Origin of the sequence: Altererythrobacter sp. H2, from assembly GCF_035319885.1 — a bacterium.
Taxonomy (GTDB): domain Bacteria; phylum Pseudomonadota; class Alphaproteobacteria; order Sphingomonadales; family Sphingomonadaceae; genus 34-65-8.
This window is the reverse complement of record NZ_CP141285.1, coordinates 634,889-652,828: the sequence shown is the minus strand read 5'-3', so window position 1 is coordinate 652,828 and position 17,940 is coordinate 634,889. Positions and strand designations below refer to the sequence as shown.

Annotated in this window: 24 protein-coding genes; 8 read left to right on the top strand and 16 right to left on the bottom strand. The window is 65.8% G+C overall.

Annotated elements, in window-relative coordinates:
• Positions 1-2: 2 nt before the first annotated feature.
• Together U4960_RS03250 and gluQRS are read right to left on the bottom strand one after the other, a co-directional pair.
• On the bottom strand, positions 3-233 hold the full coding sequence (locus tag U4960_RS03250) for a hypothetical protein (protein ID WP_324262178.1): 231 nt from the start codon (positions 231-233) through the stop codon (positions 3-5).
• A gap of 9 nt (positions 234-242) precedes the next feature.
• Entirely contained in the window at positions 243-1,097 is an 855-nt protein-coding gene (gluQRS, locus tag U4960_RS03245; RefSeq protein ID WP_324262177.1) for a tRNA glutamyl-Q(34) synthetase GluQRS, read from the bottom strand.
• A gap of 98 nt (positions 1,098-1,195) precedes the next feature.
• On the opposite strand from gluQRS, the gene U4960_RS03240 reads away from it, so the two are divergent.
• Entirely contained in the window at positions 1,196-1,804 is a 609-nt protein-coding gene (locus tag U4960_RS03240) for an HNH endonuclease (RefSeq protein WP_324263165.1), read from the top strand.
• Between the two features lie 22 nt (positions 1,805-1,826).
• Here U4960_RS03240 and U4960_RS03235 read toward each other — a convergent pair whose 3' ends face one another.
• The 7 genes from U4960_RS03235 to dksA all read right to left on the bottom strand — a co-directional run bounded on the left by U4960_RS03235 (position 1,827) and on the right by dksA (position 7,501).
• The gene (locus U4960_RS03235; RefSeq protein WP_324262176.1) at positions 1,827-2,384 is read right to left on the bottom strand and encodes a DUF305 domain-containing protein; all 558 of its coding nucleotides are present in this window, start codon (positions 2,382-2,384) and stop codon (positions 1,827-1,829) included.
• A 90-nt stretch (positions 2,385-2,474) separates the two neighbouring features.
• Entirely contained in the window at positions 2,475-3,731 is a 1,257-nt protein-coding gene (gene kynU / locus U4960_RS03230; protein WP_324263164.1) for a kynureninase, read from the bottom strand.
• Positions 3,732-3,733: 2 nt separating this feature from the next.
• On the bottom strand, positions 3,734-4,525 hold the full coding sequence (locus U4960_RS03225; protein ID WP_324262175.1) for a tryptophan 2,3-dioxygenase: 792 nt from the start codon (positions 4,523-4,525) through the stop codon (positions 3,734-3,736).
• 35 nt (positions 4,526-4,560) lie between these two features.
• Positions 4,561-4,977: a DUF4112 domain-containing protein gene (locus tag U4960_RS03220; RefSeq protein ID WP_324262174.1), complete on the bottom strand. Its 417-nt coding sequence runs from the start codon at positions 4,975-4,977 to the stop codon at positions 4,561-4,563.
• 35 nt (positions 4,978-5,012) lie between these two features.
• Entirely contained in the window at positions 5,013-6,479 is a 1,467-nt protein-coding gene (locus tag U4960_RS03215) for an ABC transporter substrate-binding protein (RefSeq protein ID WP_324262173.1), read from the bottom strand.
• Positions 6,480-6,533: 54 nt separating this feature from the next.
• Positions 6,534-6,911 (bottom strand): PilZ domain-containing protein, encoded by a 378-nt coding sequence (locus tag U4960_RS03210; RefSeq protein ID WP_324262172.1) that lies wholly within the window; start codon positions 6,909-6,911, stop codon positions 6,534-6,536.
• A gap of 131 nt (positions 6,912-7,042) precedes the next feature.
• Positions 7,043-7,501: an RNA polymerase-binding protein DksA gene (gene dksA, locus U4960_RS03205; protein WP_324262171.1), complete on the bottom strand. Its 459-nt coding sequence runs from the start codon at positions 7,499-7,501 to the stop codon at positions 7,043-7,045.
• A 256-nt stretch (positions 7,502-7,757) separates the two neighbouring features.
• Here dksA and U4960_RS03200 point away from each other — a divergent pair, with 256 nt between their 5' ends.
• Positions 7,758-8,087: a hypothetical protein gene (locus U4960_RS03200; RefSeq protein WP_324262170.1), complete on the top strand. Its 330-nt coding sequence runs from the start codon at positions 7,758-7,760 to the stop codon at positions 8,085-8,087.
• Here U4960_RS03200 and U4960_RS03195 read toward each other — a convergent pair whose 3' ends face one another.
• The 5 genes from U4960_RS03195 to U4960_RS03175 are packed head-to-tail and all read right to left on the bottom strand — an operon-like array spanning position 8,088 to position 11,376.
• Positions 8,088-9,224: a GNAT family N-acetyltransferase gene (locus tag U4960_RS03195; RefSeq protein WP_324262169.1), complete on the bottom strand. Its 1,137-nt coding sequence runs from the start codon at positions 9,222-9,224 to the stop codon at positions 8,088-8,090. It lies immediately after the preceding gene.
• The gene (locus tag U4960_RS03190; RefSeq protein WP_324262168.1) at positions 9,221-9,994 is read right to left on the bottom strand and encodes a glycerophosphodiester phosphodiesterase family protein; all 774 of its coding nucleotides are present in this window, start codon (positions 9,992-9,994) and stop codon (positions 9,221-9,223) included. Before U4960_RS03190 ends, U4960_RS03195 begins: the two co-directional genes overlap by 4 nt.
• Positions 9,966-10,436, bottom strand: coding sequence for a RidA family protein (locus tag U4960_RS03185; protein WP_324262167.1), 471 nt, complete (start codon positions 10,434-10,436; stop codon positions 9,966-9,968). The genes U4960_RS03190 and U4960_RS03185 overlap by 29 nt, the downstream gene beginning before the upstream one ends.
• Positions 10,433-11,086, bottom strand: coding sequence for an HAD family hydrolase (locus U4960_RS03180; protein ID WP_324262166.1), 654 nt, complete (start codon positions 11,084-11,086; stop codon positions 10,433-10,435). The genes U4960_RS03185 and U4960_RS03180 overlap by 4 nt, the downstream gene beginning before the upstream one ends.
• Positions 11,083-11,376 (bottom strand): DUF3572 domain-containing protein, encoded by a 294-nt coding sequence (locus U4960_RS03175; protein ID WP_324262165.1) that lies wholly within the window; start codon positions 11,374-11,376, stop codon positions 11,083-11,085. Before U4960_RS03175 ends, U4960_RS03180 begins: the two co-directional genes overlap by 4 nt.
• Positions 11,377-11,439: 63 nt before the next feature.
• Here U4960_RS03175 and U4960_RS03170 point away from each other — a divergent pair, with 63 nt between their 5' ends.
• On the top strand, positions 11,440-11,805 hold the full coding sequence (locus U4960_RS03170; protein WP_324262164.1) for a response regulator: 366 nt from the start codon (positions 11,440-11,442) through the stop codon (positions 11,803-11,805).
• Positions 11,806-11,808: 3 nt separating this feature from the next.
• On the opposite strand, the gene U4960_RS03165 is transcribed toward U4960_RS03170, so the two are convergent.
• Positions 11,809-12,381 carry a Pycsar system effector family protein gene (locus U4960_RS03165; RefSeq protein ID WP_324262163.1) on the bottom strand — a complete coding sequence of 191 codons (573 nt, stop codon included), beginning with the start codon at positions 12,379-12,381 and terminating at the stop codon, positions 11,809-11,811.
• A 146-nt stretch (positions 12,382-12,527) separates the two neighbouring features.
• On the opposite strand from U4960_RS03165, the gene U4960_RS03160 reads away from it, so the two are divergent.
• From U4960_RS03160 to U4960_RS03150, 3 genes are read left to right on the top strand one after another with little or no spacing between them, the layout of a single operon-like run.
• On the top strand, positions 12,528-12,770 hold the full coding sequence (locus U4960_RS03160; RefSeq protein WP_324262162.1) for an acyl carrier protein: 243 nt from the start codon (positions 12,528-12,530) through the stop codon (positions 12,768-12,770).
• An 8-nt stretch (positions 12,771-12,778) separates the two neighbouring features.
• Complete coding sequence (gene spt / locus U4960_RS03155) at positions 12,779-14,002, top strand: serine palmitoyltransferase (RefSeq protein WP_324262161.1); 1,224 nt, start codon at positions 12,779-12,781, stop codon at positions 14,000-14,002.
• A gap of 59 nt (positions 14,003-14,061) precedes the next feature.
• Positions 14,062-15,042 (top strand): GSU2403 family nucleotidyltransferase fold protein, encoded by a 981-nt coding sequence (locus U4960_RS03150; protein ID WP_324262160.1) that lies wholly within the window; start codon positions 14,062-14,064, stop codon positions 15,040-15,042.
• 9 nt (positions 15,043-15,051) lie between these two features.
• Here U4960_RS03150 and U4960_RS03145 read toward each other — a convergent pair whose 3' ends face one another.
• Positions 15,052-15,705: a YqaA family protein gene (locus U4960_RS03145; RefSeq protein WP_324263163.1), complete on the bottom strand. Its 654-nt coding sequence runs from the start codon at positions 15,703-15,705 to the stop codon at positions 15,052-15,054.
• A 251-nt stretch (positions 15,706-15,956) separates the two neighbouring features.
• Here U4960_RS03145 and U4960_RS03140 point away from each other — a divergent pair, with 251 nt between their 5' ends.
• Positions 15,957-16,589, top strand: a complete 633-nt coding sequence (locus U4960_RS03140) for a hypothetical protein (protein ID WP_324262159.1) — start codon at positions 15,957-15,959, stop codon at positions 16,587-16,589.
• A complete protein-coding gene (locus U4960_RS03135) occupies positions 16,555-17,898 on the top strand; it encodes a DNA-packaging protein (RefSeq protein WP_324262158.1) in 1,344 nt (447 codons plus the stop codon). The genes U4960_RS03140 and U4960_RS03135 overlap by 35 nt, the downstream gene beginning before the upstream one ends.
• The last annotated feature ends 42 nt before the right edge of the window (positions 17,899-17,940 follow it).

Sequence of the window (17,940 nt, the reverse complement as noted above, 5' to 3'; positions counted from 1 at the left end):
ACTTAGCGCGAGGCGGCGAGGATGATGGCAACCACCACGATCGCCAGCGCCTGATACTTGATCCGCGCGAACATCATCTTGTTCTGCAGCAGCTGCATGTCGGTGGCGGTTTCGCCCTGCCCGGTTTCGAGATCAATCTTGGTACTTTTCATGAAAGCCACGATGCCCCGCACCAGCGAGACGAGGACCAGGGCCATGAGGGCCACGAGCACGATGACGAGGACAGTGTTCATGCCGCCTAACTAGGTACTCGCCAGCGAAATTCCAGCGGGAAAGTTGTGCTGCCTCAACGAAGCCGCCAGGGCCGGTCCGTCCTCGCCCCGCAGGCGGCGTTCGGCCAGCCCGAATCCGGATCCACCCGAACCCCGCCGCTTGGCCAGCTTGCGGCCCGTTTCGTCCACCAGCAGGGGATGGTGATGCCAGCGCGGCACGGGCAAATCGAGCAGGGCCTGAAGCAGCCGGTGGATGTGCGTGGCCGCGAACAGGTCCGCTCCCCGGGTGACCAGGGTGACGCCGTCTGCCGCATCGTCCAGCGTCGCGGCAAGGTGATAGCTGGCGGGCAGGTCCTTGCGCACCAGCACGACATCGCCCAGCGCCAGCGGATCGGCCTGCTGGACACCGGTGAGCGCGTCTTCCCATGTGAGCGGCCCGGTCAGGGCCAGCGCCCGGACAATGTCGAGCCGCAGCGCCGCCGGTTGCGCCGGATCGACCGGCCTGCCCTTGCAGGTGCCGGGATAGACCAGACCCTCCGGGCCTGGCGTTGCCCCCGCTTGCTCGATGTCCTTGCGGGTGCACGTACATGGATAGAGCAGGCCCATGGCCTCAAGCCGCGCGGCTGCATTGCGATAGCTGCCAAGCCGGGTGGATTGCGCAGGCACTTCTTCCCATTCCAGCCCGAGCCATGCCAGATCGCGGCGGAACTCGTCCGCCAGTTCGGGCCGGCTGCGCGGCCCGTCAATATCCTCGATGCGCAGCAGGAATCGCCCGCCATTCGCCCGCGCCAGATCGTGCGCCATGACCGCCGAGAACGCGTGGCCGAGGTGCAGCGGCCCGTTCGGGCTGGGGGCGAAACGGGTGACGTTTGCAGTGGTTGGCATGGCGCGCGTGAGGACATCCCTGTGGATAGCCTGTCTGTAACAGACTTGACGCCTTCATGCGCAAATGCATCTTCGACATCAATCAGGGAGACGCGCTTGTGTTCAAGGCCGATCTGATCGAACGGACCGCCAAGGTCCGAAGTCCGCTGGAGGATCCGACGCGTAACCTCGCGGCGTGCCCCTCGCTCGTTCTCAATGCCGACTACACTCCGCTGTCCTATTACCCGCTCAGCCTGTGGCCGTGGCAGACCGCGATCAAGGCGATCTTCCTTGACCGGGTCGACGTGATCGAGACCTACGACCGGCACGTCCATTCCCCCTCGCTCGACATGAAGATCCCGAGCGTGATTGCCCTGAAGCAATACGTCCGCCCAAGCGAGTTTCCCGCCTTCACCCGCTTCAACCTGTTCCTGCGCGACCGGTTCGCCTGCCAGTACTGCGGCGACACGCACCACCTGACCTTCGATCACGTGATCCCGCGCCGGCTCGGCGGGCGGACGACGTGGGAGAACATCGCCACCGCCTGCGCTCCCTGCAACATGAAGAAAGGCGGGCGCACGCCGAAGCAGGCGGGGATGCACCTTGCCTCCCAGCCGATCCGCCCGACCCACTGGCAGCTGCAGCAACAGGGCCGCCTGTTCCCTCCGAACCACCTGCACGAGACATGGCGGGACTGGCTCTATTGGGATATCGAGCTGGAGGCGTAAGGCGCCTGCCGCGGCGGGCGGACTAGTCCTTCGCCGCCCTGATCTGCGGCACCATGTCCGGGGTCACTTCGGCCGGGACGGCTGGCAACGGCGCATTTCCCTGTTCGCCGTTCTGATCGATTTCATCCAGCAGCAGCTTCATCTCGGCAATTTCGCGTACCTGGCTGCGAATGATCTCGTCAGCGAGCTCGCGCACCCTCGGATCGCTGATTTCTGCCTTGCGCGCATTGTTGATGGCGATCGAGTGATGCGGAATCATCGATTCCATGAAACGGGTATCGTCAATCAGGGTCTGCGAGCGGTTCAGCACGAGCAGGACGCCAGCAACAAGCAACCCGCCCGACAGGACCGCGATCTTGGCCCCTTTGGGCTGGTACATCTTCCACATGAATGCCAGCATGACCGCAGTCATGACTCCACCCATGATAAGTGAGGCCAGCAGACGGTTTACACTGAAGAGGGCGTGCTCGCCCGAATAGACCAGTTGGTACATCAGCACGAACATGATCACGGTCGAGGTGACGATCATCGCAGCAAAGCGGCCCCAGCCCATTGCCATGTGATTGTCTGACTGGTCCATAGCTGCTCCTCCGCCTGGCTCATCGACTTAGAACCGAACGGGAAAGAGCGTTTTTTGTTTCAGCTTTTCCCGCTTGGCGGGATGGATGCATCAGGTGACGGCGCTTCGAATGCTGAATTCTTCGCAGGCCCAGGCGCGCGTTGCCAGAACATCTGCGAGCTGGTGCGCCGCCAAAGCCATGTCCTCGAACCTCAGGTAAGCCGGAGCGAAGCCCAGCCGCAGCACGTCGGGCGCGCGGAAGTCTCCGATCACGCCGCGCGCAATCAGGGCCTGGCAGATCGCGTAGGCCTCAGGGTGGCGGAACGAGAGCTGGCTGCCGCGGTGCGTGGGGTCGGCGGGGCTGACCAAACCCAACCCCTCTTCCCAACCCCTCTCCCGCAAGGGGAGAGGGGTTATGACCCCCGCCTCCGCCAGACACTCCAGCAGATACCCGCTCAGCGCCTGCGATTTGGCGTAGAGGCGCCCGACCCCGATTTCCGCCACCAGATCGACCCCCACCTCCAGCGCCGCAAGGCTGAGGATCGGCGGGGTGCCGCACAGCAGGCGCGCCACGCCCGATGCGGGGGCATAATCGTCAGTAAAGGCAAACGGGGCAGCGTGGCCCATCCACCCGGTCAGTGGCTGTTCCAGCGCGGCATGGTGCCGCTCGGCAACGAAGGCATAGGCCGGTGCGCCGGGGCCGCCGTTGAAGTACTTGTAGCCGCACCCGACAGCGAAATCCGCCCCGCAGCCATTAAGATCGACCGGCAGCGCCCCGCCTGAATGCGACAGGTCCCACAGCACCAGCGCACCAGCGCGCTGGGCCGCCTCGGTCAGCGCCGTCATGTCGTGGAGAGCGCCGGTCTTGTAATGGACGTGGGTCAGCAGCAGCAGCGCGACATCGTCGTCGAGTGCCTCGATCAGCCGCTCGCGCTCGGCCAGCCTTCGGGTTGCCAGCCCCTGCGCCTCCAGCCCGGCGATCATGTAGAGGTCGGTGGGGAAGTTGCCCGGCTCGCTCAGGATCACCTTGCGCCCGGGGCGCATCGCCAACGCCGCCGCGATCAGCTTGAACAGGTTCACGCTGGTCGAATCGCAGGCGATGACCTCGTGCCCCTCGGCGCCAACCAGCGGCGCGATCTTCGCCCCAAGCCTTTGCGGCAGGTCGATCCAGCCAGCGCTGTTCCACGAACGGATCAGGTCCGTCCCCCACTCGCCGCGCACGACCTGCTCCAGCCGCTCCGGCGTCGCCTTCGGCAGAGCACCGAGCGAGTTGCCGTCAAGATAGATCACCCCATCGGGCAGGTCGAACCGCTCACGATATCGCGCCAGCGGATCGGCGGCATCCAGTTCGCGCGCGCGCTCGAGCATAGTCACAGCGCGGTCCTCACGCTCAGCAATTCAGGGAAGAAGGCCTGCTTCAGCACGCCCGCGAGGTAAGGAACCCCCGGTGTCCCGCCGGTGCCCTTCTTGAAGCCGATGATCCGCTCCACGGTTTTGAGGTGGCCGAAGCGCCAGCGCTGGAAATGGTATTCGAGGTCGACCAGCTTTTCGGCCAGTTCGTACAGGTCCCAGTGCGCCTGCGGATCACGGTAGATTTCCGCCCACGCGGCTTCCACGTCCGGGCTGTGCGCCCACGCTGCGCCTACATCGCGCGCCAGCACTTCGTCCGAAATGGCAAAGCCGCGCCGGGCGAGCAGGTGGACGGCTTCGGCATAGATGCTCCGGCGGCCCAGTTCGGCCCGCAGCATGGCGGCAACTTCGGGCGTGGCATCATGCAGACGGACCATGTCCGGCTTGCGCCCGCCGAGGACGAATTCCATCATCCGGTACTGGGCGCTCTGGAACCCGCTCGATCCCCCCAGATGCGGGCGGATGGTGGAATAATCATGCGGGGTCATGGTGCTGAGCACGTCCCAGCTCTGGATCAGCTGCCCTTGTGCGCGGGCGACCCGGGCAAGCATCTTGAAGGCCGGGCGCAGCGTATCGGCGACAATGCACTCACGCGCGGCGACAAGTTCGTGCAGGCAGAGCTTGAGCCACAGCTCGCTTGCCTGATGGACGACAATGAACAGCATCTCGTCATGCGCGCCCGAAGCCGGGTGCTGGGCCGAGAGGATCCGGTCCAGATCGAGATAGGATGAATAGGTTACGTCTTGCGCCATGGACCAGCCCTAGCGCGAAGCCGTTGCCGATGAAACTACTGCTCGATTATGCGCGTGTGCGGATGGTGCTTGTCGAGATGTTTTTTCACGATTTTCAGGTTGCGGGTGTTGGATCGGAACAGGAAGTCCGCCGCGTCGCCGACCACCGGCACCGCACCGAGCAGGGCGTCGAACCCGACATTGCCCGCCATGCGCCACAGCTTCCACTTCGGTAGCCCGAGGTTCCTCGCCTCCCACACAATGTAGGCCCCCATCGCCGTCGTCACGATGTCGCCCAGCACCGGCACCAGCCCTACCAGCGAATCGAGCCCGACCCGGTAGCCGGTGCCGGGTACGACGAAGCTGCGTTCGAGCAGGTATTCCATCGCCTCCAGCCGGCGGCGGACGGAGACCGGATCAGTGCCCGTCGGCATGTCGAAACCCATGGTCTGTACGCGCGAGGGGTCTGCCATCAAGCCTCCTTCAGCCCAATGCCGGGCATAGAGCCTTAAATGGGTCGCTCAGCCAGGTCGAACAAGGGATGCACGCTCCACCGGTTCTCGTTGAAACCGTCGAGCCCGCCCCGCACCAGCGACCAGCGGATCGGTGCGCCAAGCGGGATGAACAGGTTTTCCGCCAGCATCAGCCGCTCGGCCTCGGCCAGCAGGGAAGCCTGCTCCGTCCGGCTCGCCACGGTCAGTGACTGCCGCACCAGTGCGTCTGCTCCGGGGGAACAGGGGCCTTCGGTGATCCGGCAATGGAACTGGTTGAGAAACCAGCGTGAACCGGCAAAACGGGCCAGCCGGTCTTTCAGGACAAGGTCTGCCGCACCGGGATTGTCGGCCCGTTGCGAACTTATGCCCGCTTCGGCCAGGCTGCGGGCAATCTGGGTAAACAGCATGTCGGCGCCGGGCCCTTGGGGTAGATAGATCCGCAGGGTCAGGTCTTCTCCGCTCGCCCTCTCCCAGGCCTCGACCCGCGCCCGTGCCCGTGCCTGGCGGTCCTCGATCTCGAGATCGATCCAGCGTTCAGGCACCGTGCCGTCATCATCAGGCAGGCCCGGGGCAACGATCCGGGTGGTGGCAATCCAGCCGCCGATGTTGAACGGCTGCATCAGCTGGTCCCGGTCGATCGCCATCGCCACCGCTTCGCGATTGGCCGTTTCGGCAAGGAACCCCTCGTCACGCATGACATCAAGCCCGAGCACGCCCAGCGCCGCATCCAGCCGGATCGTGCCGCGGGACAGGCCCCCTGTGTCGGCATAGGGCAGATCGACGATTGTCCCGCCCAGCACCAGGTTGACATCGCCCCCGTCGAAGGCGGCAACTGCCTGTTCGGCCGGTGCGACCTGCACCAGCACGGTGCGGTAGAACTCCTGCCATTCCTCCGGCTGGGGAAAACCGCGGCTGGATGGCGGCACCGCCGCCAGCGAGACCCCGGCTTCGGCGGGTTCGGCCAGCATCGGCCCGGCCCCTGTATCGCCCCGTTCCAGCCCCAGTTCCGGTTGCGCCAGTAACTGCAGCAACCCCGGCATTGGCCCGGTCAGGCGGATCTCGACCACCCGACCGGTCATTGCCCGGATTTCTGCAATCGGAGCAAGGTCCAGCCCGAGCGAGGTTCCCCGGAGCGCGGCCAGGTTCTGGCGCATGCGGTCCCGCACGGCGGGCGCAGTGATCGGCGTGCCGTCGGGCCAGTCGGAATTGCGGATGCGGAAGATATAGCTCAGGCCGTCGTCGGTCACGATCCAGCGCTCGGCAATGGCGGGAACGACTTCGCCCGAGGCATCGAGCGTGACCAGTCCTTCGCGGGTGGCCGAGCGGACCAGCTGGCCCGCCACTGACAGGCGCAGCCCCTCGCCGGTGAGCGGGTCTTCCTCACCGATTACGGCCACCGAAACTGTCGCATCGTCCGCGCTTCCGCAGCTGACCAGTGTGAGCGCCAGGAGGGGAAGAATGCAGGCAAGAACGCGGCTCATCGCCCCCACCTAGCAGGTGCGGCGGGCCGCGTCAGCGGCGCAATTGGCAGCAGCTCAGATCTTGCGCAACCGGGCCAGGTCGGCGGCAGTCGTGGGATGGATCGAGGCCGGACGCACAAACCGGGGAGATGACAGGTCGCCCGAGGTGTTCACACTCGCCCGGGCAAGCTTGGGTTCGATTTCCTCGTCGAAGGCGATTCCGCACCGGCTGTCCTGAACCCAGGCAACGGCCCCGGAAACCCAGCCGATGTTGCGCAGTTCGATGCTTACCCGCGCACCGCGCGTCAGGCGCAGTTCGCTTTCGGCCATCATTCCGCCGGAAGAGAGATTGCGCACCTTCACCTTGTGATCCTGATCGCTGCCTTCCGCGCGCAGCGTTGCCATCAGGAAAAGGCTGTCGCGCGAAATATTGCGAGTGTCGACCGCAGACATGAAAGCAAGGTTCCCCTGTTGCAACACTGGTCGCACCGGTTGGGGTGCGTGACAGCGGGCTATCACAACAAGGGCTAACGAAGGTTTAAGCCTGCCTCTTGCGGGCGGGGTGACGGTGCCCCAATCGCCCGTCAGTCGTCCCGCGAAATCTTCTCGCGCCGCTCGTGTGCTTCCTGCGCCTCGACCGTCATGGTTGCGACCGGGCGGGCAATCAGACGCCTGATTCCGATCGCCTCACCGGTGACCTCGCAGTAGCCGTATTCACCGGCGTCGATCCGGCGCAGGGCCGCGTCGATCTTGGAGATCAGCTTGCGCTGCCGGTCACGGGTGCGCAGCTCGATTCCCCAGTCCGTCTCGCTCGAGGCCCGGTCGTTGAGGTCAGGTTCGCGGATCGGCCCGTCCTGCAACGACTGGAGAGTAATGTCCGCCGCCTCGCGAATGGATTTCTTCCATTCGAGCAGCAGAACCCTGAAATAGTCGAGCTGGCGGGAGTTCATGTAGTCCTCGTCGTCCCCGGGAACATAGCCGGGTTCGAGGGCTTTCTTTGCTTTTTCAAGAACATCCAAGTCCCTGGGGGCGGCACTCGGCATATTGGTCCTCTCGGTCAAACATCAGTGCTCAGGCTCGCGAAGCCCTGCTACCCCGAATGTTTCCGGTGGCACCCGGTCGCCCGTTGGCGCGCCTATAGGGGGACACCCGTACCGGCACAAGGCGCTTTAGCCGGATGAGTATCGCCTCTTCGCTCAGACAATATGGCCACGGCGTTAACTGTTTGTTGACCATAAGCGGGTGAACACTGTGTCAGCGGCGGCAACAGGGCTGGCGCGATACAGGGGGGCCTGACAAATGGACCTGACACCAATCACGGGCGGCGCCGCGCAGCCTGCCGATACCACCGCCGCCGACATGCTGGTGGCCTCGTGCCTTGCCGCAGCGGCGCAGGGCGACGCTGCTGCCTATTTCGATCTCGGGGTCGCCTTCTCCACCGGCAGCCACGGCGCGCCGTGCGATCTGGTCGAGGCGCACAAATGGTTCAACCTGGCAGCGCTCGGCGGCCACGAGGAAGCGCCCTGCTGCCGGGCCGAGGTATCTGACGAAATGACCGCCCGCGAAATTGCCGAGGCTCAGCGCCGGGCCCGCGAATGGCTGTCCCGGGGCAACCGCCGCGCCGCCTGATCAGGCTTTGCGAAAGGGCGTCCGCTCACCGAGCCAGGCCTGATCCTGCGCGATGCCGCTGCGTTCGCGTTCCAGAAACTCCGCCACTGCCGCGCGAAAGCCGGGATCGGCGATCCAGTGGGCTGACCAGGTGGTAACCGGTTCGTAGCCGCGCGCCAGCTTGTGTCCGCCCTGTGCGCCCGCCTCGACCCGATCGAGCCCCAGCCCGATCGCTGCCTCGATCGCCTGATAATAGCACAGTTCGAAATGAAGGAAGCGCACCTCGCGGGTCGCGCCCCAGTAGCGCCCGTAGAGGGCATCAGCGCCAATGAAGTTGAGCGCGCCGGCAATCGGCTCCGCCCCGTCGAACGCCAGGACCAGGATGATCCGGTCCGCCAGCCTTTCACCGATCAGGTCGAACGCGGCCCGGGTCAGATAAGGCGTGCCCCATTTGCGCGCGCCGGTATCCTGGTAGAAAATCCAGAAGGCATCCCAGTGTTCGGGCCGGATATCGGCCCCGGTCAACCGGCGAATCTCCAGACCTTGCACTGCCCCTTCGCGTTCCTTGCGGATCGCCTTGCGCTTGCGGGCGGACAGCGAAGCAAGGAAATCGTCGAACGAACCGTAGCCGCGGTTGGCCCAGTGAAACTGGATGTCGCTCCGGGGCAGCCAGCCCGCCTGCTCGAACAGGGCAAGCTGCGCCGGATCGACGAAGGTGGCATGGGCCGAGGAAAACCCGTTGCCCGCGCAGACCCGCTCTGCCGCCGCCAGCAGTGGCGCGGCGAACCGCTCGTCCGACAGCAGCAGGCGCGGGCCGGTGGCGGGGGTGAAGGGAACCGCAATCTGCAGCTTGGGGTAGTAGTGACCGCCGGCCCGGTGCCAGGCATCAGCCCAGCTGTGGTCGAACACATATTCGCCCTGACTGTGCCCCTTGGCGTAGCTGGGCAGAGCACCGACCAGCCGCCCGGTGTCATCCTCCAGCACGATCGGGGCCGGTTGCCAGCCGGTGCCGGGGCCGACACTGCCCGAATCTTCCAGCGCGCTCAGGAAAGCGTGGCTCAGGAAGGGGTTTTCCTGGCCGCCCAGCGCGTCCCATTCCCCGGCAGGCAATTCGCCGACCGAGCCAGCCACCCGCACGGTCAGTTCGCCAGCCGTCATGCGAATCCTTCGTTCTCGGCAATCGGAGCATCGGCATGGAGCGCGGCCACCTTGCGCTGCTCGGGCGAGCGGACGGTCCAGGTCAGTACCGGCAGGCCGCGGGCACGCTGGCTGGCGGCAAACCGGCTTGGCAGGTCGCGCACGTCATAGGCCAGGAACTGCGGCCGGGCGTGCCATAGCGCAGAGTGGCGCTCCCACACCCCGCGCCAGTGCTTCTTGCTCTCCTCGCTCACCACCAGACCCCGCAGGGTGCGCGGCGAATGACTGGCAAACCAGCGGGCAACCCGCGGGTCGAAACTCATGACAGCATGCGGGCCGGTATACCCGTCCAGTTCCCGGCGTACGGCGATGCAGACAGGGCCGACCCGGCGATCACGCTTCGACTTGATCTCGATCAGGATCGGCACCGTCCCGCCGACTTGCTCCAGCACCTGCGCCAGGGTCGGCATCCGGTCGTTCGTGCCGGTCAGGGCCAGGCGGGCGAGGTCCGCTGCCTTGCGCCCGTCAACCGGGCCCGTCTCGCCAGTGAGGCGATCGAGCTCCCAGTCATGGAACACGATTGCGCGGTTGTCAGCGCTGCGCTGGATGTCGCACTCGATGCCCACGCCCGCCTGCAACGCCAGCGCAAAGGCGGTCGGCGAGTTTTCGGGCACACCCGGGCCGTGGAGCCCGCGATGGGCATAATCCCATTCCCCCAGCCAGGCGACCTTGCCCGGCACCGGCGCCGGCGCCCGCCAGCGGTCAATCAGCCCGAATGGCAACAACTGCATCCACTTCCACCGCCGCACCCCGGGGAAGAACCGGCACCCCGACCGCGCTGCGGGCGTGCTTGCCCGCCTCGCCGAACACCTCCGACATCAGATCGGATGCGCCGTTGGCGACTACCGGCTGATCGGTAAAATCGGCGGTCGAGCTGATGAATGCGCCGAGCTTGACGACCCGCTCGACCCGCTCGAGCAGGCCTGCCGCTTCCAGCTGCGCCAGGATCATCAGCCCGCAGGCCCGCGCTGCCGCCGTGCCCTGCTCCAGCGAAACGTCCTCGCCCAGCCTGCCCGTCATCAGCTGCCCGTCGACAAAGGGGAGCTGGCCGGAAATCGTCGCAATCCCGCCATGCACCACGACCGGCACATAGCTGGCGATCGGGGCGGCGGCGGCAGGCAAGGTAATGCCGAGTTCGGCGAGACGGCCGGCGACAGAGGTGGAGGCGGTCATGCGGGTTCCTTTTCCTTTTCGTCATGAAGCTGGCCCAGTGCCCAGGGCAGCGCCGTGTGCCAGCAGTCGATCCGTGCATGGGCATGGCCTTGCGTGTGGGCGCAATCAATCAGCGGCGCGAGCATCGGCTCCCCGCACAGGTGCAGGCGGCGCACGTGCGGCACGATCTCGGCCACAGAATGATGGTGCTGCGGCAGGTCGTCGATGAACAGCGCGCGTGAGGGCGCGTATTCCTCCACAATTGCCTTGAGCGCGGGGCCCTTGGGCCCCTGGTTGGTGAAGACCCGCGCATGGATGCCATGTTCGGCCAGCTGCGCCGTGCGATGCTGCTGGCGTTCGTCGGTCAGGTTGGTCAGGATCACCACATCGGCGTGTTCGGCCAGTGCATTGATCCCGGCCACGGCCCCGTCGATCGGCGTCTGGCGGTGCATCTGGGTATCGAAGAACCCGCCCAGCAGGCGCCAGATATCGCGCTCTCCCACCGGTTCCCCGCTCTCGCTCCAGCGCATGGCGTTGGCGAAGTTGTTGCCTTCCATGCGGAAGGTCACCCCTTCGCTTTCGGCCAGCCAGTCACGGAAAGGGGAGACCATGTAGAGCAGCACCTCATCGCAATCGGAGATCACGAGCGGGCGGCCTGAGGGGCGGATCATGCGGCAAGTCTCCGGTGGGCTTCGACGAGTTCCTGCGGGGTGCGACCGAGGGCATCGGCGGCGAGCAGCAGGTCAGGTTCGTGGTTGATAAGGAATTCGAGCACCGCCGCGAGAGTAGTCTGCTCGGTCAGGTGGTCACGCAAGGTCTCCGAATCGAGCCCGGTCAGCGCAAGCAGGCGGGCCGAGCGATCCTCGTCGGTCAGCACCCAGCCAAGCGCGCTGAGGGCCAGCGTTTCCGGGTCGCCTGAGTGGTGCCCGGGGGATTGGCCGGAATCGGGAATTGTTTTCATGGTCCACGCTACATAGAGCGGACCGCGCAATTGTGAACCTTCGAGCAATGGGGAAATGGCAGAATGGCCAAGCGCATCCTGGTGGTCGAGGACAACGATCTCAACCGCAAGCTGTTCTGCGACGTGCTGAAAGCCGGCGGGTTCGAGGTAGAGCCGGTTGCCGATGGCGAACTGGTGCTCAACGCCGCGCGGGCCTTTGCCCCCGATCTGGTGCTGATGGACATCCAGTTGCCCAATGTCTCCGGCATCGACCTGATTGCCGCCCTGAAGCGCGATGCAGCCCTGCTCGATGTGCCGGTGCTGGCCGTCACCGCCTATGCCGGCAAGGGTGACGAAGAGCGGATCCGGGCGGCCGGGGCGGCGGATTACCTGTCCAAGCCGGTGTCGATCGGCCCGTTCCTGGCGGCGGTCAAGCGGTTGCTGGACTGATGCTCAGCCCAGAATGAATCGCTCAAACAGGAAGGCCGCCAAGGTTACGGACAGCCCGACCATAAAGATGCGGTAGGCATAGCCGAGGTACTTGTACTTCTTTCCGGCCAGAACCTGCCCGTTCTGGTAGACGTCGTGCAGCATGGTGCGGAACACGGTCTCGTCGGCGTGCAGTTCCTCCAGCACATCTTCGACCCAGATGCGCTCGTCGAGCGCGGTGAAATGGCCGAAGAACATCTTGTTGGGATTGGGCGGCAGCTTGCCTGTGCCGACCGAAGGCAGGACCGCATAGACCGCGCACATGGCGCTGAGGAAGGCGGAAATCGCCAGCACGCCCAGGCTGATCGGGATCACCCCGCTCCGGGCCTGGCCGATAACGATGGTGAACACCACGAAGGTTGCCCCCATCAGGATCGATGCCTTCTGATCCGCCATCTGCGACAGCATCATGTTGGCCTGGACCGAGGTGCGGACGAGGTGGATGGCATGGGGTGAAAACGGGCGCTGCGCTGCTGCTTGTGCCGGAGCGGGTGTACCATCCTGCGATGTCGCGCCCAGCCCCTGATCGGTCGCCATTGTCCTGTTCCCCCGTCCTGCGCTACACAGGAATTCGCTGCCTGCCACTGGCCATCGGGCTTGACAAGCGGCGCGACAAGCCGCTTTTCCCGGCAATGCCTTGGCGGGCCTGTCGCCCGCCCGATCAACCGACTGGAATTTCCCTGATGGACCGCGCCGAAGTCGATAGCCGTATCCGCTCGCTGATTGAGCCCTTCAACAAGAAAGAGGTGGCGCTTTCCGACGAGACCACCTTTGCCGGCGATCTGGAGTTTGACAGCCTGACCGTGATGGATTTCGTGGCCGCGATCGAGGACGAGTTCGATATCATCATCTCGATGAACCAGCAGGCGGAAATCGAGAACTACGGCTTGCTGGTCGATGCCGTCCACAAGCTCCAGGCCGGGTGAGCCGCATCATGAGCGAGACCGAGGCCGCAACTGGCGGCGACCTGTTTTCCAAGTTCGACGAGCTTATCGCCATGCGCGAGGGGTTGCTCGCCGGTGGGCGCGAGGATCCGTTCAGCCTGGTGATGGAGAAAGTGCTCTCCCCCACCCGGGCGATCTGCAACGGGCGCGAGACGATCCTGCTCGGCACCTACAACTACATGGGCATGACCTTCGACGATGACGTGATCGCGGCAGGCAAGCAGGCCTATGACGAGTTTGGCGCGGGCACGACCGGCAGCCGGGTACTGAACGGCACGTTTTTCCACCACCGCGACGTGGAGAACGCGCTGAAGGAATTCTACGCCATGGACCACGCCATGGTGTTCTCGACCGGGTACCAGGCCAACCTCGGGATCATCTCCACCATCGCCGGCAAGGGCGACTACATCGTGCTCGACATCGACAGCCATGCCAGCATCTGGGATGGCTGCGCGATGGGCAAGGCCGAAGTCGTTCCCTTCAAGCACAACGATATCAATGCGATGGACAAGCGGCTGGGCCGGATTCCGGCGGGCGCGGGCAAGCTTGTGGTGCTGGAAGGCGTCTATTCGATGCTGGGCGATGTCGCCCCGCTCAAGGAGATGGTCGCGGTCGCCAAGAGCCATGGCGCGATGGTGCTGGTCGACGAGGCCCACTCGATGGGCTTCATCGGCGAGAACGGGCGCGGCGTCTGCGAAGCAACCGGATGCATCGACGATGTCGACTTCATCATCGGCACCTTCTCCAAGAGCGTGGGCACGGTCGGCGGCTTCTGCGTTTCCAACCACCCCAAGTTCGAGATCATGCGGCTGGTCTGCCGCCCCTACGTCTTCACCGCCGCGCTGCCACCGGCGGTGATGGCGTCGAGCGCGACCTCGATCCGCAAGCTGATGCATGGCGGCAACAAGCGGGCGCACCTTTGGGAAAACTCCCGCACGCTCCATGCGGGTCTGCGTGGCCTGGGCTTCCAGCTTGGCACCGAGGAACCGCAGAGCGCGATCATTGCGGTGGTCATGCCCGACCTCGAACGCGGCGCCGCCATGTGGGAGGCGCTGCTCAGGGAGGGGCTCTACGTGAACCTTGCCCGCCCGCCGGCAACACCTGCGAACATGACCCTGCTGCGCTGCTCGCTCTGCGCCGAGCACACCAGCGAGCAGGTGCAGACCATCCTCGCGATGTTCGAGCGGGCTGGCAAGGCAACCGGAATTATCTGATTTCCGGACGTTTATCCCATATTTGAATGTTTTTCAATAATGTGGGATAAACTGCGCAGATGCCGCTGACCGACTTCACTGACGAACAGGCCCGCGCGCTGGTCAACGTACGCCAGCGCTACGAGGTCTGGCGCGATGCCGAGCGGGCCGCGCGGGCGCTGCCTTACGACCTGCGGCGCAAGACCGTTGGCAGTTACAGCTACCTCTACGAGATTCATGACCGGTCGGGCAACGGTAAGAGCCTGGGCCGGTGGGACGATGAAGCCGAATCGCGCTTCCTTGCCTATCGGTCAGAGAAAGCAGCGGCAAAGGATCGCGTGGTCAAATCGCGCGGGCGGGTCGAGGAAAGCGCCCGGCTGCTCAGGGCGTTACGAGTGCCGATGCTGGCAGCAGCGCCGGGTCCGATCCTGCGCGAAGCCGACTGCCGGGGCCTGCTCGACGGCCAATTGCTGGTGGTGGGCACCAACTGCCTGATAGCTTACCAGCAGGAGGCCGCCGCGCGCTTCGACCTGAGCGACGAGACCGAGGACTTCGACCTTGCCTGGGCGGCGGACACAAAACCGGAAGGCGCTCCGTTCTGGGAGATGCTGAAGGCCGTCGATCACACGTTCACGGTCAACACCGAGCGGACGTTCCAGGCCCGCAACTCCGATTCATACGAAGTCGAACTGTTGGTCGCTCCGTCCCGTGCGGCATCGATGGGCCCGCGCGAAAAGCCCCAGCCGATTCCCCTGCCCGAGCAGGAATGGTTGCTGCTCGGCCGGCCCGTCGACCAGGTGGTGCCATGCCGTGATGGCCGGGCGGCACGGCTGGTGGCACCCGATCCCCGCTGGTTTGCGCTTCATAAACTCTGGCTGGGTGCCCAGGCCAAACGCAATCCGCTCAAACGCCGCAAGGATGTGGCCCAGGGCAGGGCCGTGCTCGACGCAGTTGCCAGTGCGATGCCGCAGTATCCGCTGGACCAGGCGTTCGTGGCGGGCATTCCGGAGGAACTGGTGCCCTACTGGAATGGCTGGCAGGAAGCCCGTTCCGACCGCTGACCCGGCCCGTCACCCCAGACCGAGCGATTCCATCGTCGCGGTGTCGCACTTGTCGGCCGGGCCGCCGTCTTCGCTGCCCCCGATCTGGCTGATGGCGATGAAGCCGCCGACCACCAGCAGCACGAACAGCGTGGTCACCGTGCCGAGGTATTCGTCGATCACCCGCTTGATCGGGGCGCCGAACACGCGGAACAGGATGCCGACGACCATGAAGATCAGCGCCCGTCCGGCAATGCTGGCCCAGGTGAAGGTGAACAGGTCCATATGGATGAACCCGGCGGTGATGGTCAGCAGCTTGAACGGCAGCGGGGTGGCCCCGGCGATCACGATCGCTTCCCAGTCATATTCGCGCAGGTAGCAGGCGGCCCTGGGAAATTCCTCGGTCAGGCCCAGCGCGGCCAGGATCTGCGCCCCGATCACGTCATACAGGCCATAGCCGATCAGGTAGCCGAACAGCCCGCCCATGACCGACGCGGCCGTGCAGATGGCGGCAAAGCGGATCGCCTTCTTCGGCTCTGCCAGGCACATCAGGCCCAGCAGCGGATGCGGCGGGATCGGGAAGAAGCTTGCTTCCATGAACGAGAACAGGGCGAGCCACCCCACCGCGTGGGGGTGGGCGGCCTTTTCCATGGTCCAGTTATAGAGACCGCGCAGCAGGTTCATCATGATGGGGAGGGGTTCCGGGGGATGGGCTGCGCCTTCCCTATAACAGGCCGGGAACAGGTGCAATCCGCCGTTTGGCGCAACCCCTTTAACCTATTTGGCACTTTTGTGTTGACATTGTCACGCTAATTGGTTAGATAAGCGGAACATCGCGATAAACCGATTCGGACCGGGCGGCGCTGCACGACGCAGCGCCGCCCGGTTGCGTTCAGGCCTGTCGCTCGCACCACCATTCGGCACAGGATCGCTCCATGGCAGACAAGAAACACGCCCGCGGGGACTGGGAGGAAGCCTTCCTTGCCGGACTGCGTGACGGCGAAGGGCCGGTCGCCGCCGCCAGAAGGCTCAATATCAGTCGCAGCACGCCTCATGCGCGCCGCAAGACCCACCCCGCCTTTGCCCTGCAGTGGGACGAAGCAGTGGCCAGCGCCGGCCGGCCGGTACGCCGCAAGGTCGCCGCCCCCGCCGACGACTGGCAGGCCCCGTTCCTCGCTGCACTGGCGGAAACCTCCAACGTCAGCGCCGCGGCCAGCCGGGCCGGGGTACAGCCGGGCAAGGCCTATGCCCTGCGGCGCGAGGACCGGGCCTTTGCCGAACGCTGGCTCGCCGCCTTGCTGGAGGGTTACGAACACCTCGAAATGGAGGTGCTCGGCTACCTGCGTGACCCCGATCCGCCGCGCAAGATGGACGTGGCGAACGCGCTGCGCCTGCTCGCCGCGCACCGTGACACGGTCGCCCGAGAGCGCGCCTCGCAGGGCGAGGAAGACGAACAGGCAGTGCTCGATTCTATCGACGCACTGATCGACGAGATGCGCCAGCGCAGCCTGGCCGGACGGGATGAGACCGGTAATGACCAGACAGACGGCGAACACCAGCCCGGCTGAACGGCGCGAATGGCTCGCCAATCAGACGGAGGACCCGTGGCCCGCGGTCATTCCCGCCATGACCGGGCGCCAGCGCGCCACCCTGCCCAGGCACTGGCACTATCAGGCCCACGAAGGCCAGCTGCCACCGCCCGGAGCCTGGCATTGCTGGCTGGTCATGGCCGGGCGCGGCTTCGGCAAGACCCGCGCCGGGGCCGAATGGGTGCGCGAGATTGCCCGGCGCGATCGCGCCGCCCGGATCGCGCTGGTCGGCGCCAGCCTGGGCGAAGTGCGGCGGGTGATGGTGGAGGGGCCGAGCGGCCTGCTCGCCATTGCCGCGCCGGACCAGCGCCCCCGGTTCGAGCCTTCGCGCGGGCTGCTGCGCTGGAACAACGGGGCCGAAGCGCGGCTCTATTCCGCCGCCGAGCCCGACAGCCTGCGCGGCCCCCAGCACAGCCACGCCTGGTGCGACGAGGTCGCCAAGTGGGACAACAGCGGCGGCCGCGCCATGGCCGCGTGGGACAACCTCGAACTGGGCCTCAGGCTCGGCCCCGACCCCCGCATTACCGCCACCACCACCCCGCGCGCTGTGGCGCTGGTGCGGCGGCTGCTGGCGCGGGACGGCGTGGTCGTAAGCGGGGGTAAGAGCGAGGCCAATGCCCGCAACCTGCCCCGCGCGTTCCTCGACCGGGTCCGCGCCGAATACGGCGGCACCGCGCTCGGGCGGCAGGAGCTTGACGGCGAACTGCTGGAGGAGATCGAAGGCGCACTGTGGAGCCGCGCGCTGCTGGAACAGTGCCGCACGGCTTCAGGGCTTGCGGATAGGCGCCGCACGGTGATCGGGGTCGATCCGCCTGCCTCGGCGAGCGGTGACGCCTGCGGGATCGTGGTCGTGGCACTGGGGGACGATGGTTTCGCCCATGTCCTCGCCGATGCCTCGGTGGAACAGGCCAGCCCCGAACGCTGGGCCCGCGCCGTCGCCACCGCCGCGCGTGAATGGCAGGCCGACCGGGTGGTGGCCGAAGCCAACCAGGGCGGGGCCATGGTCGCCAGCGTCCTGCGCGCCGCTGATGTCTCGCTGCCGCTGAAGCTGGTCCACGCCAGCAAGGGCAAAGTCGCCCGCGCCGAACCGGTCGCCGCGCTCTACGAGGCAGGCCGCGTGAAGCATGCAGGCACGTTCCCGAAGCTGGAGGACGAGCTGTGCGGCCTGATGGCGGGGGGCGGTTACGAGGGGCCAGGCCGCTCACCGGACCGGGCGGATGCGCTGGTGTGGGCGCTGACGGAATTGATGCTGGGGCAGCGGGCGCGCCCCCGGATTTCAGCGATGTGACCTATCAAGGCCCTCTCCCCTTCCGGGAGAGGGGTTTCACGG